This window comes from Candidatus Zixiibacteriota bacterium (assembly GCA_017999435.1).
Lineage (GTDB): Bacteria > Zixibacteria > MSB-5A5 > GN15 > FEB-12 > JAGNLV01.
Genome location: JAGNLV010000006.1, coordinates 101,613 through 115,541, shown reverse-complemented (window position 1 = coordinate 115,541; position 13,929 = coordinate 101,613). Strand labels below are relative to the sequence as shown.

The window sequence follows — 13,929 nt, the reverse complement described above, 5'->3', positions numbered from 1 at the left end:
TACGCTTGACGAGTAAAAGCAAGAGGCGTATGAGGACAGTAGAACACATTCTCGACCTGGTGGGCCACACCCCGCTGGTGCGGCTGCGGACCGGAATGACCGATCCCGGACCGCGGGCGTACGTGAAGCTCGAGTTCTTCAACCCGACCGGCTCGGTGAAAGACCGCATGGCCTACTACATCATCACCAAGGCGCTGCGGGACGGCCGGCTGAAACCGGGCGACACCGTGATCGACAATACCTCCGGCAACACCGGCTCGGCGGTGGCGATGGTCTGCTCCGTGCTCGGACTGCGGGCCGTGCTGACGACGCCGGTGAAGACGAGCCAGGAGAAGATTGACCTGATCAAGTCGTTCGGCGCTGAGGTGATCGTGACGCGGGAGACGGAGGATCACGCCGACCCGGAGGGAGCCTACATGGTGGCCCGGAGGCTGGCCCGCGAGCACGGGTACTTCGACCTCGACCAGTACAACAGCCAGGAGAATGTCGAGGCCCACTACCGCCTGACCGGTCCGGAGATCTGGGACGACACCGAAGGCCGGCTGACCCACTTCGTGGCCGGGATCGGAACCGGGGGGACGTTTTCCGGCGTCGCGCGGTTCCTCAAGGAGAAGAATCCGGCGATCAAGGCGATCGCGGTCGACCCGGAGGGTTCGGTGTTCGCCGCCTATATCCGCAGCGGGCGGACCACCACCCCCGCGGCGTACAAAATTGAAGGGATCGGCTCCGACGTGATCACCGAGGCGCTCCATCCGCAATATATCGACGAGGTCATTACCGTTTCCGACCGCGACGCTTTCCAGCGGGCGCGGCTGATCGCGCGGACCGAGGGCATCTCCGGCGGCGGGTCATCGGGCGCGGTGGCGGTCGCAATTGAGCAAGTGGCCCGCAGGGCACGGCCGGAGGATATTATTGTCGGTATTTTCGCTGACGCCGGCATCCGCTACCTCAGCAAGTGCTACAACGACAGTTGGATGCACCAGCACGGCTTCCTGCCGGCGGGGATCCCGGAGAAGACATGACGCCGAAGGGTAGAGCTCTGATATCGGCCGTCGCTTTCGCGGCGGCGCTTCCGTTGGCCGCTTGGACCGGGACCCAGTCGCCGGCTCCCGGCAAGGGGCTGGACTTCCCGACCGCCGTTTTCGACTTCGGGCACATCGGCATCGACTACACCGTCCGTTTCCGCTACCCCGTGATCAACCGCTCGCCGGACACGGTGCGCGTGCGCAAAGTCGATGTGCACTGCGATTGTTCGGCAGCCTTTGTCGCCGACAGCGTTCTGGCGCCCGGCGATTCGACCAACATCCACCTGCGGTTTAATACCCGGGACTTCTATGGTCCCCAGAATAAGAGCCTCACAATCACCACCGACCGGGAAGGACAATCGACTATCGACCTTTACTACCTGTCGATTATTGGGCAATGGTTCAACGGGATCAAGCCGGATCCGCTCTCGGTGATGATACTGCCCCCTCAGAAATCCAGGAAAGTCACGATTCCGAACCGCGCTTCCGAATGGATCGAAGTGGCCGCGGTCTACCAGTTGGACCAGCACTTCTCCGTTAACGTAGTGACGCCGAAAGCCCAGAAGGGGGGCGCAATTGAGCTGGAAGTTGTTCCGTCACCGGAACTTGCCCGCGGAACGCTGGAATCGAATTTTACCGTGACCGTCACTTCGGCCGATAGCGACCCGACAGTCCTGACCGTCCCCGTGAAGATCGTAAAGTACTGAGAATCTTCCGTATTAATCCTTGACATCCCTGACGGATTGTGTCATTTATAGGACAACGAGGGTGATTCTCTGCTGTCCCTGGGTAGTTTTCTAGCCCCCTCTACCCAAACAGAGGAGCACCCTCTATTTTTTGGACCGGCGGGTTTGACGGAGCCACCCCAAGAACTGACGTAGGCCCGCCGGCGACCGCCTCTCCCCCGCCGCCCTGGCTGTTTCTCCGGCTCTGTCCCGAGCTACGCCTTCACAATGCAGTCCTCGACCGGACAGATGGCCGCGCACTGCGGACCGTCTTTCTGATCTGCGCATTCGTTGCAGGAGCCGGGATCGATGACGTAGATATCTCCTTCCGAAATGGACTGGGTGGGGCATTCCGGCAGGCACAGCCCGCAGGCGGTGCAGTCATCGGTGATTTTCATAGCCACGGGCAATTCTCCAATCTTGGCGGCCGCGGGCGCCGCCGGCAGTAATCGCACACGCGGCATTATACAGCGCGCCCGTCGGCCGCGCCATGCGGAAAACGCGCCGGCTCGTCACTTGCGGGAAGGCCGCCCCCACGGCCGGGGCGGCCACATGAGTCACCCGACACGCGCCCCTCAGCAGGTGGCCGGCGGCGGACGGCCGCCATGGGGGAACGGGCCTACCTGCGCGCCTTCCTCACCGATCCCTGCTTGCCAACGGTCGTCGATCGGTGTATATTACAGGCGTCAGGCCCCCACGCACACCACCGGGAGACTGAGTAAAATGCTGAAAGCTATCCTGCGGCGACCCATCGTCGCCCTCTACCACTGGGTTTACCGGGACACCGTCATCGTCCGCGGCAACGCCAGCTACGTCAACGGACGGCTCTTTACCTCCGACGACTTCCACACCGGGGCTTTCCGCACCTTCGCCGTGGAGTTTGACGAGCCCTGCCCGGTTTCCGCTTTCGTCGAAGCCATCGCCGAACATCCTGATACCCCAGGCGGGGGGATGCGCCTGGCCTGCAACAACACCCGTCTCATCTCGGACCTGGAGCCATGATCCTGCGCTGCCCCCAATGCCACTCCATCCACGACTTCACGCCCGCGGCCAGTTACATCAAGCAGATGCTCCGCGACGGCCACCTCATCGTGCGCTGCCGGCGCTGCGGCTTGGGGCTGGTGCCCATGCCCCAGGTCATGCCCCCGGCTGGCCGCCGACGCCGGCGGCGCCGCCTCCGCGACATCAATGTCCCCATCAACCGCCTCTCCCTGCTCTATGAACTCATGGACCCCTCCTTCGGGGACTTCATAACAAAGGCCTGGGGCAATCACCCCAGGCCGTTCACAACGCATCAATAGACATCCGTTTCTATCTCCGGCGTTGCACCGGTTCGCACATTTCCAAGAACGTCTCCCGCGGGAGGATGTCCAGCTCGTTGCTCTGGAGGTTCTTCACCAGGAAGTCCCCGGCCTTGCCGTGCCGTCCCCAGGCGCCGAAGTTCAGCGTCAGACTGGCGGGCAGCTCGAGCGCCACCACCCGGGGCGGGCGACGGTAGCGGTACATCCTTCCCGCCAGCACGAGTTTCTCGGCCACCGCCTGGTTCACCACTGAAATTCTGGATCAGGCGAAAACTACACGATTACACGAAAATTGCACAGGTTTTTACACCTGTTGTGCGCCGCGGCCGATGGCGCAGGTACGCCATTCACGATGGCGCAGCCGATGGCGCAGCCTGCGCCATTCTTGCGCAGTCTTCTCAAGTTATAGCCCTCAGGCTTATCTCAAGAGGCTGACAGCTTGTTTCTAACGCTATGTGCTTGAAAATGATACGAAAAAAAGGCGGCACCCGGATTTGAACCGGGGAATAGAGGTTTTGCAGACCTCCGCCTTACCACTTGGCTATGCCGCCCGACAAAAAAAGCGGGAAACGAGACTCGAACTCGCGACAGCCACCTTGGCAAGGTGGTGCTCTACCAACTGAGCTATTCCCGCTTTCTCACAAAGCATCTAATATTAACTTCGCCCCGAAAGCTTGTCAATACCTTTGACGGCGAATTTGTGTGCCGAACCGGCCCGGGGGGTTCCCCCACGATTATTCCCGGGATCCCTTCCTTCACCGGACCGGCCGGCGCACACACAAGCTGTTTCCGACAAACCACCCTCAGGGCGTCCGCCGGGCTGAGCGGGCCACTTCGGCCACCGCCGAGTCCAGCCCCGGCATCTCCCAAGGGGTCATTTTCTCCACCCACGCCCGGTGCTCCGCCGCCTGCGCCGGGTTGCCGCGCAGCGTTTCAATCATATAGAGCTCCCGCTGGGCATCGACCATGCGCGGGTCCTGGGCGACAATCCACTGGAGCAGCCGCAGGGCCTCATCCATCTGCCCGAGGTCGCGATGGCAAAGGGCTTTGCGGAACACCAAATCAAGATAATACGGCGGCGGCGAAACCGCCAGCGCCTGATCGAAAGAGTTCAGAGCCCCGACGAGATCCCCTTTCCACTGCTGCTCCAGACCGCGCTTGTAGGCGAGCGCAAAGGCCGCCGGAGCGGCCGGCTTGAGCGCTCCGGTAATCGGCTCCTGGCGGCGGAAAGCCACTTGCAGCCCGCTCCCCGGCACATGCCAACCAACCGCGCGGTAGGAGCGCTGGAACTGCGGGTACAGCGTGAGCACGAGCTCGGCCGGCGCCGAGGGTTTGTTGTTGGTCGAGAAGAGAATGTAGTCCGGCCCCTGCGATAGCAGGTAGCGGCAGTTAAAACTGCGCTCCCGCCAGGTCGACTCGATCCCCTCGGGTATCGGCTCGGGGTGACGGGCCACGGCGGAATCGGTCAACCCCAGCATATCGATCACCCGGTGGCCGGTCAAGGTGTAGCCGAACGCGCCGATCGTCGACAGAGCAACCGAGAAATCGGTCGGGTCGGTGGCCTTCATTTGTTCGGCCATGGCCGTCATGCGGGCCACAAACATCCGCTCGCGGTGGCGGTAGTTCTCGATGTAGGCGCGCGGCAAAAGCCAGGTCAGCACCATGGCCGCGAGCGCCGCCGCTACGGCCGCCCCGGTCCACCGCCGTCTTCGCCGGGCGACCATTTCGACCGCCCCCGCGGCGCCGTACACGGCTGCCACCATCAGGGGCCCCAGAATCGGCAGGAAGAAGCGGTGGACTTTCAGCACATCCCCCCCGATCAGGATCACATACACGACATAGAACAGCGAGAACAGCCCGATCGCGCGGACGGTCGGCCCGGAGGCCCGCCACGTGACCAGCCCGGCTAGCAGTCCGAAGGCCGCCACCGGGTAGTGAGTGAAAAACTGCCCGGCGTACTCCGCTCCCCCGCGGATCTGCTCGAAATCCCAGCCGGTCTTGGCGTAGAACGAATTCGGCGGAAGGGCGCCGTAGTACCCCAATTTAAACGCGACCATCGGCAGAGAAAGGACGAAAGCGAGAGCGCCGGCGGCCACGGTCATGCGGGGAAAGCGCTTGATGACGAGGGTTTCGACGGCGATGAGGATGGCGGCGACCACGGCGCCCTCCGGGCGCAGCCAGACCGCCCACACCAGACCGACCGCCAGCAGCGGCACGCGGCGCACCAGGAACCCATACAGGCTCACGCCGGCGGCCAGCGCGAAAGCCGTGGTTTCCAAACCGGCCGCGGCCCAGTAGGCCAGCGAGGCCGTGGCCGCCACCAGATAGGCCGGGATCGCGGCCGCAAGCGGGCCCCGCTGCGGCTCTGTCCGACGCGCCACCGCCCATGCGAGAACCGGGAGCCCGGCGCCGCAGAGGATGCCGAGGAAGCGGGCGACCGCGGGGTAGTCGAATCCGAGGGCGCCGGCCAGCGACAGGAGCACCACCCAGCCGGGGCTCGTGTACCCCTCGACCCGCTCCCCGATATTGTACACGAGACCGTGTCCGTTCAGGAAGTTGGCGACGTAGCGAAAGGAAATGAAGGCGTCGTCCTGAACGAATTCCAATCGAAGGACGAAAAGTGCGTAGAGCGCCAGGGCCGGAATGAGCCAAAGGAGCGCTTCCGCACGTTCGCGCGCTCGCGCGGGCATGGTGCTGTCATCTCCGCTCCCGCCCCGAGATTGTGCTCGGGCGGGTCGTGAAAGACGGCCCGGTGCGGCCCGGGTCGTCGCGGCAATTACTTCTTGCGCCGGACCGGTCTCACGAGACCAGGTCTCGATAGAGCCGGGCGTACTCCTCGGCCGTGTGTTGCCACGAGTAATCCTCGGCCATGCCGCGTTTCATCACTTTGGTCCAGACGCGCTTGCGTTCGAACAGCAACACGGCGCGGGCGATGGCCCCCGTGAGCGCCTCGGCGGTGTAGTCGTCGAACACAAAGCCGGTCCCCTCGCCGGTCGCCGGGTCGTAATCGGTCACCGTATCGGCCAGGCCGCCCACCCGCCGCACGATCGGGACCGTTCCGTACTTGAGCGAATACAACTGGTTCAGGCCGCTCGGCTCGAACCGCGAGGGCATGAGGAAGATGTCGGCCGCGGCCTCGATCTGGTGGGCGAGGGTGTCGTCGAACATGAGGTACGCCCGGACCTTGTCGCGGTAGGCCGCCTGCAAACGGGTGAGAAAATCGTGGTAGCGGGTTTCACCCGTCCCCAGGATAATCATCTGCAGGTTCATGGCGAAGATCCGGTCGGCCGCCTCGGCGATGAGATCGAATCCCTTCTGGTCGACCAGGCGCGAGATGATGCCGATGAGCGGCGCGCTGTCGCGGATCGGCAACCCCGCCCGGTTGAGCAGCTCGACCTTGTTCATCCGCTTGCCGGAGAGGTTGGCCAGGTGATAGGTGTAGTGGATTTTCTTGTCGCGCGAGGGGGACCAGACGGTGTAGTCGACGCCGTTTTGAATGCCCACGAGGTCGGCGGCCCGCCCGGCCAGCACCCCTTCGAGACCGGCGCCGAATTCGGCGGTCTGGATCTCCCGGGCGTACTGCTTCGAGACGGTCGTGATCTTGTCGGCGAAGGTGATACCGGCTTTGAGGAAATTGACCTGGCCGTAGAATTCGAACGGCCCCGCCGCCGGGGCGAAGAGCGCCCCGGGCAGCTCCAGCCTGGCAAACCGCTCCCGGGGGAAGCTCCCCTGGTAGGCGAGGTTGTGAATGGTGAGGACGGTCTTGACGCCGGCGAAAAACGGGTCGGCCGCGCCGAGGGTCCTCAGGTAGACCGGGATGAGTGCCGTCTGCCAGTCATTGACGTTGATCACGTGGGGCCGGAGGTTGAGCGCTTTGAGCACTTCGAGCACGGCGCGATTGAAGAAGATGAAGCGTTCGTCGTTGTCGGCGTGGTCCTTGCCGGTCGCGGGATCGACGTAGAACCCGTCGCGGTCGAAATACTGGCGGTTGCCGATGAAGTAGATTTCGACGTTGTGCTTTTTCTGGCGCACGGCGCGGAGCGAGACGGTTTGCACGGACCCGGCCACGGGAACGGACACAGCGAGGTCGACCGCGTGGACGCGGTGGACGCCGAAGTCGAGCTCGCGGTAGAGCGGCATGAAGACGGTGACGTCGTGGCCGAGGCGCCCGAGGGCTTTGGGCAGCGCCCCCACCACGTCGCCAAGTCCTCCCGTCTTCGCGAACGGAACCATCTCCGGTCCCACCAAACAGACCTTCATGTCTATACTTCCTTCTCGCTGATTTCGGACGGCGCCGCCGCGGGCGGCGCGGTGACGTCGATCTGGCGGAGGTAGGCGGCCGCCTGCTCGGGGGTGGTCGGATTGATGTAGAACCCCGAGCCCCACTCGAACCCGGCCACCCGGGTCAGCTTGGGGATAATCTCGAAATGCCAGTGGTAGTAGGTGTGGTGCTCCGGCGACATCGGCCGCGTGTGGAGCACGAAATTGAACGGCGGGTCGTTGAGCGCCACTTTCAAACGGGTGAGAATATCCTTGAATGTCCGGGCCAGAATCCAGAAGTCGGAATCGCTCATCTCCAGGTAACTCGACTGGTGCGTCTTCGGCAGCAGCCAGGTTTCAAAGGGGAAGCGGGCCGCGAACGGCTGCATCGTGATGAACGAGTCGAAGTCGGTCACGATGCGTTCCTGGTCCATGATTTCCTGGCGGACGATGTCGCAGAACACGCAGCGCTCCTTGAATTCGTAGTAGCGGCGGCTCCCCTCGATCTCCTCCTGGACTTTCTTGGGGACAATCGGGGTGGCGATGAGCTGGCTGTGGGAGTGCTCGAGCGAGGCGCCGGCGGCCTGGCCGTGGTTCTTAAACACGAGGATGTAGCGGAAACGGCGGTCGCGCTCGAGGTCGATCATGCGCTCCCGGTAGGCCCAGAACACGTCGCGGAGTTCCTTCTCGCTCATCCCGTCCATGTCGCGGGCGTGGTCGGCCGTCTCGACGATCACCTCGTGGGCGCCGATCCCCTGCATCTTGTCGTAGACCCCGTGCGGCTCGCGGGTCAGGTTTCCCTCGATGACGAGGGCGGGGTACTTGTTGGGGAAAATGCGGAGCGACCAGCCGGGCTTGTTCGGCTCGGTGCCCGGATCGCGGTAGGCAAGAATCTCACGCGGGGTGTTGCTCTCCGCCCCGGGGCAGAACGGGCACAGCCGCGCCGGTCCCCGTTTGGAGACCGACTGGAACGAACTCGGGCGTTTCCCCCGCTCGGTCGAAATGATCACCCAGCGACCGATCACCGGGTCTTTACGCAATTCGGGCATACGGCATCACTCCCTTTGTGGTCTTCCGTTACCTTCGGCCCCTCTGTCCGTTCGGCCGTCTCGTCCTCACAGCGGCAGCACGCCGGCATCGCCCAGCGTCTCGTCGGCAATGGCCTGCAGCAGCGCCGCCTCCCGGTCGGAGAGGCTGACGTGGCGCCGCTCCGTCGTCCGCCGCGCCGTCTCCAGCGCTTTGTCGAACCGGTGGGGCGACCACGCCCCGCCGGATCCCCAGCGGAACGACGCTACCTCTTTATCGGCAACCAGGGTCCCGCCGAAGATATTGCAGCACACTCCGACTGCAATTCCCGTCGTCAAAAGCGTCCCGATCCCGAATTTCGTGTGGTCGCCGATGAACGACCCCACCTTGATCGCGCCGGTATCGACCGAGGTTCCGTTGACCGTGACGCGGATGGTCGAGTAGTTGTTCTTCAGGTCCGAGTTGGTGGTCAGCGCCCCGAAATTCACCCACTGCCCGACATAGCTGTGGCCGATAAAACCGGCGTGGTACTTGTTCACATAGGCCTGGAAAACCGACTCCTCCACCTCGCCCCCGACCCGGCAGGTGTGGCCGATCGAGGAGGCGGTGATTTTTCCGGCCAGCACGGTCGAGTTCGGTCCGATATAGCATGGCCCGGCGACCGCGGCGTGGGGCTCCACGGCGCTGTTGGCGCCGATATATACCGGCCCCTTCGAGGCGTCGATCACCGCCCCCGGCAGCACCCGCACGCCATCGCCGAGAAAAACGTCGTTCTCGTTGACGAAGTAGGCGCCGTCGTGGACTCGCACCTGCTGCGGCGCGCTGAATTCGGGTTCGAGCGCGCGGAAGTCGGCCGTCACGGCCGTCTCGATGTCCTCGACGAACTCCCACGCGCCGCGGTAGAGGGTCGCAGTGGTCGTGTGGCGCGGGATGTTCTCGTTCTCGGCGAGCAGGAAGCGGATGTAGTCGTCGTGGGCGGCCACCGGCGGGAGCGCCCTGAGCGTATCCGCTTTCAGGAGCACGGCCGCCACCCGGCCCTCCGATTCAAACGCGCGGGTATGGCGGTCATCGGCCAGCATGGTCGGCAGGTCGCCGAAATCGCGGATGCCACCGTTGACGAACAGCAGGTCGCTGTCGCCGCGCTTGATGATGTTCACGGGATGTCTGGGCGTCTGTTCGGCCACCAGCGGGGCAATCTGGTCGCGGCACAGCAGCGACACGGCCTGAGCCTCCAGCCGGCGGCGGATCCGCTCGTACTGCGGGAAGATGCCGGCCCGCATGAGGCAGACCGGACGGGTCAGCGTGAGCGGATAGAAGTCCCGAAAATGCCCGTCCTCAAAAATGCAGATATGTTCTATCATTGCCTGTGCCTTTCACGGTTCCGCAGGGCCCGGCCCCATCGGGCAGGGCAGTCACTCCGGCAAAGATGGGAGGCGGGGGGACAGGAATCAAGCGAAATTTGTGAAGTTTTGCTATCTCAGTAACTTATACCGGGAAATCGACATTACCGCTGCGGGAACCGGACCGCGCGGTGGATGTTATTTGATGTGGCTATTTGTGTGAATCATTGTAGATTGATTTTGATCTAACAGGTGATTGCGACAACGAAAGTGAGGACGTACAGCATGTTCGAGGTCTCAGATGCCGCCGGAACGGAACTGCGCAAGGTTCTTGATTCCGACCATGCCAAAGGCAAAAGCCTCATCGTCACCTTCGCCGGCGTCGGCTGAAGCGGTCCCAATTTGGGACTGGCTCTGGATGAGTCAACGGATGGATTGGATAAGCTCGAATCGAACGGCGTGACCGCCTATATTGATCCCGGCCTGAACAACTTTATCAGGAATTACGGAGACATTCACATAGACTACATCAACGAGGGGCCGGGACGGCAGGGGTTTATGCTCCGCGTCGGCAGCGCCAACTGCGGTGAGAGTTCGGGGGGATGTTCTTCCTGCGGCTGACACGGCCGATCTTCAGACAGAAATCACGAGGCGGGCGGCTTTCGGGCAACCCGCCTTTTTTCTCTCTCTCCGGCGATGTCAGGCGGCGCGCCGCTGCCACACGACTGCCCCCAGCATGAGGAGCACGACGAGGAATCCGGTGGTGATGTTGACCAGCCCGGCATCCATCAGGCGCGCCTGGACCAGGATCGGCATGGCCCGGAGGATCATGTTGAGCGCTACGGCCAGGCCGAGCACGCCCCACAGGAGCCGCTTCGACGCGAAGTAGGCCTGCCCGATGAGGGCGCCGGTCGTGGCGTGGAACAATATGATGAGGACGCGCTGGAGGAACGGCCACGTGAACAACTGGGGATCGATGATGACCGTGTCCAGATAGCAGGCTTCGATAATCCCCAGTCCGGCGGCAACAGCCGCTCCTGTCGCCATGCCGTAATGAGCCGGGATTCGCCGCCATTGCCCCACCGCGACCACGCCCAGCAGCTTCAGCCCCTCCTGAATCAGTCCGGCCGGAAGGACGACGAGGAGCGCCCAAGGCAGCGCGGTCGACCCGGCCGCCACCCGCGGCCGGTAGAGCGCTTCAAAGAGATAGTCCTGGAGCGGCAGCTGCACAAGCGCGACCAGGGCGAAGCCGACCGCGCCGGTCAGCGCGCCCAGCCAGAGGGTGAGGCGGCGAACCGCCGACCCCGCGTAGAGCACCAGCCCCACCAGGCCGATGAGCGCGAACACCAGATACTTGGGAATCATCCGCGCGAGCGCGCCGAGCGTGAGCCGGGGCTTGACCAGCTCCGCCTGCTCCCGGACAACGTCGAGGTAGACGCGCATGTCCTGGGCGCGGTAGTTCAGCTTCCGCAGGTGGAGCTCGCGGTTGATGTACAGCTCCACCGGGACCGGCTGGTCGAGCTGCACCGTGAAGACCGAGTCAAACACCCCTTTGTAGAGCTGCACCCACGAAAAATTCGTCACTCTCCCACGCAGCGGCGCCGCCAGCAGGTCGCGGGGGACAAAGATGGAATCGTCGATAGTCTCCCCGGCCGTCAGGCCGCGCAGGGCGAAATAGATCTCGAACTGGTCGGCCATGTAGTTGTCGATCGCGAACATTCCGGACGGCACCGTGACCGTGGCTTCGCGGCGCTGCCGGCCCTGCCCGACCAGCCCCCGGATCACGTCCCCCTTGCGCTTCACGTTGATCCGCCCCTCCTGGCCGTTCACATTCAGCTTGAGATCATCGCCGAGGTAAGCGCCGTCAGCGCCGACGAAGTGCTCGCCGGCGGCGGCGAAACGGTTCTCCCCGCTCCTCTTGGTGAAATCAAGGAGGAAATCCTCCCTCAAGGCGTAGCCGCGGAGGCCGCCGATCTCGACCGTACGCTCGACGGTCGAGGCGATCGTACCGAGGACCGTGTCCTTCTGGATGAATGTCCACAGGCGGTATTCTCCGACCGGGCGGAAAGCCTCGAGCGACGGCCGGGGAGCAACGGCCCGCTGGGCGCTTGCCGCCCCGGCGCCGAGGAGAACTGCGGCGAGGGTCCACCAGAGGTTCTTCATGATCGGGCCAAGATAGCAAACCGCAGCCGGGCGTCAATAAAAAGCTACGCCGGCCTCCGGGCGGCAATGACGAGGTCCCGGGAGCGGCGCGAGAAACGCCGGGTGAACAGCAGATCGCCGAACCGGGCGAGGTCCGTAAACCCGGCCCTGGCGATGCTGCCCGTCACCTGCTCGGGCGTGAAACTGCCGAAACTGTGGCGGAACACCTCGAACGTCGGGGGCGTCCGGCTGAAGTCGGCGCGGGTGACGTAGATCGCCAGCGTCTTGCCCCGCCGTTCCGAGAAGCGCTCGTAGACGAGGCCGTCGTTGTGGGTGGCCTTCACCGGCAGGAGCGTGTTTTCCTTGACCACCGCGAAGTTGAGCATCTGGAGCACGAGGTGACCGCCGGGCCGGAGGGCGGCGGAAAAGTTCCGCAGGGCCAGGTTCAAGCGGGCGACGGTGCCGACTCCTGCGATGGCGTTGGCCAAACACACGACCAGATCAAAGCGGTTGCGCAGCGATTTCGGCAGATCCTCGAAAGTACCCCGGCGGTACGAGATCGGCAGTCCCTCCGGACAGCGGGTCTGCCGGGCTACGGCGAGGATCCGGGGAGAGCGGTCAAGACCAACCGCAGCCACCCCCTGCCGGGCAAACAGGAGGGTCGTGAGACCGGTGGCGCAGCCGGCATCCAGAACCGAGGCCGGCGCGAACCGGGCGATCATCGCCGCCACTTCGGCGGCGTGGTGCGGCTCGCGCTGGGCCGCGTTGGTGATGAGGTCGTACTCGTGGGCATAGACCTCAAAAACAGACGGGAATGACTCATTCATGGGAGGGATGATACGGTGATTGTCCCCGCCCCGCAAGCGTGTCGGCCTAACGCGGGTGGACGTATTCTCCCCGCTCGAGGCGCGGCAGGTGCTCGCGGTACTGGGCGTCGCTGATGTTGTTTTCCCAGGGTCCGAACAGCTTGAACCCGGCCAGCCCGACCCAGAACAAGACGACCAGGGCAAGCGCCCAGTAGCGCTTGTTGACGGGCCGTTTTTTCGTGAACATGTGCACTGTCAGGGCATCCTTCACCGGGCAGCTGTCGACGCAGGCCATGCAGCCCACGCACTCATCGGAGACCACGTATTTTACCTTGTCAACCTTGATGAAGGCCGGGCAGGCCTTGGCGCAGCGGGCGCAGTCGATACAGGTCGTCTCGTTCCGCCGGATGCGGGTGGGCGAGATCAATCCGATCAGGCCGAGAAGAGCGCCGTAGGGACACAGGTAGCGGCACCAGAAGCCGCGCACGACCAGCGACAGCAAAACCAGGGCGCCGGTCACGGCGAGGGCGAAGCGGGAGATGTCGGTGAAGAAGCGGAGCATGAGAATATCGGCGACCTGGTTGTAGTTCGAGTAGACGAACGCCTCGATCGACGCCGGGGTCATCTGGATGAGGATCGCCCAGACGAAGAAACCGAGGAGGAGGTACTTGATCATCCGGAGCGGCCAGTCGAGCACTTTCCAGGGGCGGATTCTCAGACGCAGGAATCGTTTCGAGAAATCGCCCAGCATTTCCGAGATGAACCCGACCGGACAAACCCACGAACAGAACGCCTTCTTGAAAAGCCACGAGGAACCAAGGATGAACAGGAAGATGACGAGACCGGCGGGGTGGACATAATTGAACACGTGGCTTTCGATCCAGTAGCGGAGGGAGACGATGGCGCCGATCGGCAGCCAGCCCTCGACGCCCGGCGGGCGGGGCACCCACGACCACAAGGCCGCGCCCTCGAGCTTCTTCGTCCAAAGGTAGAATTGCACGCCGATCCACAGGCTGACCGCGGTCGAGAAGAGTTGGGCGGCGAAGCGCCACTTCTGGATGTTGTCGCTCCGGTCGCGCCGGACATAGCGGGGGCGCCGGGCGGGTTTCGGCGGGGCGGTCTGTCTCGCGCTTGGCTGTTCCATCGTGTCCGGCATCGTCGTTAATCTCTCTCCATCATGCTGTACCAGGATCGCCGGCGGCGGGCGAAGACTCCTTGACCTGGGTCAAGGCCTTCCGTCATTTCTCTGTCACAGGAAAGCCGCCGCCGGGGGGAGTCCCGGCGGCGGTTGTCGCGAGCGCGCC

Annotated in this window: 14 protein-coding genes and 2 tRNA genes; 5 read left to right on the top strand and 11 right to left on the bottom strand. The window is 63.9% G+C overall.

Annotated features, from left to right (window positions below; all coding sequences use genetic code 11):
- The first annotated feature begins 29 nt into the window (after positions 1–29).
- Positions 30–1,022: a cysteine synthase family protein gene (locus tag KA261_13770; GenBank protein MBP7698868.1), complete on the top strand. Its 993-nt coding sequence runs from the start codon at positions 30–32 to the stop codon at positions 1,020–1,022.
- Complete coding sequence (locus KA261_13765) at positions 1,019–1,732, top strand: DUF1573 domain-containing protein (GenBank protein ID MBP7698867.1); 714 nt, start codon at positions 1,019–1,021, stop codon at positions 1,730–1,732. The genes KA261_13770 and KA261_13765 overlap by 4 nt, the downstream gene beginning before the upstream one ends.
- A 233-nt stretch (positions 1,733–1,965) precedes the next feature.
- On the opposite strand, the gene KA261_13760 is transcribed toward KA261_13765, so the two are convergent.
- Positions 1,966–2,154, bottom strand: coding sequence for a 4Fe-4S binding protein (locus KA261_13760; protein MBP7698866.1), 189 nt, complete (start codon positions 2,152–2,154; stop codon positions 1,966–1,968).
- A gap of 319 nt (positions 2,155–2,473) precedes the next feature.
- Between KA261_13760 and KA261_13755 the strand changes: the two genes are divergently transcribed.
- On the top strand, positions 2,474–2,752 hold the full coding sequence (locus tag KA261_13755) for a hypothetical protein (GenBank protein ID MBP7698865.1): 279 nt from the start codon (positions 2,474–2,476) through the stop codon (positions 2,750–2,752).
- Entirely contained in the window at positions 2,749–3,051 is a 303-nt protein-coding gene (locus KA261_13750) for a hypothetical protein (protein ID MBP7698864.1), read from the top strand. The genes KA261_13755 and KA261_13750 overlap by 4 nt, the downstream gene beginning before the upstream one ends.
- A gap of 10 nt (positions 3,052–3,061) precedes the next feature.
- Here KA261_13750 and KA261_13745 read toward each other — a convergent pair whose 3' ends face one another.
- From KA261_13745 to KA261_13715, 7 genes are all read right to left on the bottom strand, one after another.
- A complete protein-coding gene (locus tag KA261_13745; protein ID MBP7698863.1) occupies positions 3,062–3,298 on the bottom strand; it encodes a hypothetical protein in 237 nt (78 codons plus the stop codon).
- A 232-nt stretch (positions 3,299–3,530) separates the two neighbouring features.
- Positions 3,531–3,602, bottom strand: a tRNA-Cys gene (locus KA261_13740).
- Positions 3,603–3,612: 10 nt separating this feature from the next.
- Positions 3,613–3,685: transfer RNA gene (locus KA261_13735), tRNA-Gly, on the bottom strand.
- 169 nt (positions 3,686–3,854) lie between these two features.
- The gene (locus tag KA261_13730) at positions 3,855–5,741 is read right to left on the bottom strand and encodes a hypothetical protein (protein ID MBP7698862.1); all 1,887 of its coding nucleotides are present in this window, start codon (positions 5,739–5,741) and stop codon (positions 3,855–3,857) included.
- 109 nt (positions 5,742–5,850) lie between these two features.
- A complete protein-coding gene (gene glgA, locus KA261_13725; protein ID MBP7698861.1) occupies positions 5,851–7,311 on the bottom strand; it encodes a glycogen synthase GlgA in 1,461 nt (486 codons plus the stop codon).
- A gap of 2 nt (positions 7,312–7,313) precedes the next feature.
- Complete coding sequence (galT, locus tag KA261_13720; protein ID MBP7698860.1) at positions 7,314–8,360, bottom strand: galactose-1-phosphate uridylyltransferase; 1,047 nt, start codon at positions 8,358–8,360, stop codon at positions 7,314–7,316.
- Between the two features lie 66 nt (positions 8,361–8,426).
- Positions 8,427–9,698, bottom strand: a complete 1,272-nt coding sequence (locus KA261_13715; GenBank protein MBP7698859.1) for a hypothetical protein — start codon at positions 9,696–9,698, stop codon at positions 8,427–8,429.
- Positions 9,699–10,112: 414 nt separating this feature from the next.
- On the opposite strand from KA261_13715, the gene KA261_13710 reads away from it, so the two are divergent.
- Positions 10,113–10,298, top strand: coding sequence for a hypothetical protein (locus KA261_13710; protein MBP7698858.1), 186 nt, complete (start codon positions 10,113–10,115; stop codon positions 10,296–10,298).
- Between the two features lie 78 nt (positions 10,299–10,376).
- Here KA261_13710 and KA261_13705 read toward each other — a convergent pair whose 3' ends face one another.
- Genes KA261_13705 through KA261_13695 form a run of 3 tightly spaced genes read right to left on the bottom strand, consistent with a single transcriptional unit; the run spans position 10,377 to position 13,769 of the window.
- Positions 10,377–11,840 carry a hypothetical protein gene (locus tag KA261_13705; GenBank protein ID MBP7698857.1) on the bottom strand — a complete coding sequence of 488 codons (1,464 nt, stop codon included), beginning with the start codon at positions 11,838–11,840 and terminating at the stop codon, positions 10,377–10,379.
- 44 nt (positions 11,841–11,884) lie between these two features.
- Positions 11,885–12,646, bottom strand: coding sequence for a class I SAM-dependent methyltransferase (locus KA261_13700; protein ID MBP7698856.1), 762 nt, complete (start codon positions 12,644–12,646; stop codon positions 11,885–11,887).
- 46 nt (positions 12,647–12,692) lie between these two features.
- A complete protein-coding gene (locus tag KA261_13695; protein ID MBP7698855.1) occupies positions 12,693–13,769 on the bottom strand; it encodes a 4Fe-4S binding protein in 1,077 nt (358 codons plus the stop codon).
- Positions 13,770–13,929 lie beyond the last annotated feature (160 nt).

Excerpts from the sequence above, each read along its gene's own strand:
- glgA (MBP7698861.1), bottom strand. The coding sequence starts at position 7,311 with ATGAAGGTCTGTTTGGTGGGACCGGAGATGGTTCCGTTCGCGAAGACG.
- KA261_13695 (MBP7698855.1), bottom strand. The coding sequence starts at position 13,769 with ATGGAACAGCCAAGCGCGAGACAGACCGCCCCGCCGAAACCCGCCCGG.
- KA261_13730 (MBP7698862.1), bottom strand. The coding sequence starts at position 5,741 with ATGCCCGCGCGAGCGCGCGAACGTGCGGAAGCGCTCCTTTGGCTCATT.
- KA261_13770 (MBP7698868.1), top strand. The coding sequence starts at position 30 with ATGAGGACAGTAGAACACATTCTCGACCTGGTGGGCCACACCCCGCTG.
- KA261_13755 (MBP7698865.1), top strand. The coding sequence starts at position 2,474 with ATGCTGAAAGCTATCCTGCGGCGACCCATCGTCGCCCTCTACCACTGG.
- KA261_13750 (MBP7698864.1), top strand. The coding sequence starts at position 2,749 with ATGATCCTGCGCTGCCCCCAATGCCACTCCATCCACGACTTCACGCCC.
- KA261_13715 (MBP7698859.1), bottom strand. The coding sequence starts at position 9,698 with ATGATAGAACATATCTGCATTTTTGAGGACGGGCATTTTCGGGACTTC.
- galT (MBP7698860.1), bottom strand. The coding sequence starts at position 8,360 with ATGCCCGAATTGCGTAAAGACCCGGTGATCGGTCGCTGGGTGATCATT.
- KA261_13705 (MBP7698857.1), bottom strand. The coding sequence starts at position 11,840 with ATGAAGAACCTCTGGTGGACCCTCGCCGCAGTTCTCCTCGGCGCCGGG.
- KA261_13765 (MBP7698867.1), top strand. The coding sequence starts at position 1,019 with ATGACGCCGAAGGGTAGAGCTCTGATATCGGCCGTCGCTTTCGCGGCG.
- KA261_13700 (MBP7698856.1), bottom strand. The coding sequence starts at position 12,646 with ATGAATGAGTCATTCCCGTCTGTTTTTGAGGTCTATGCCCACGAGTAC.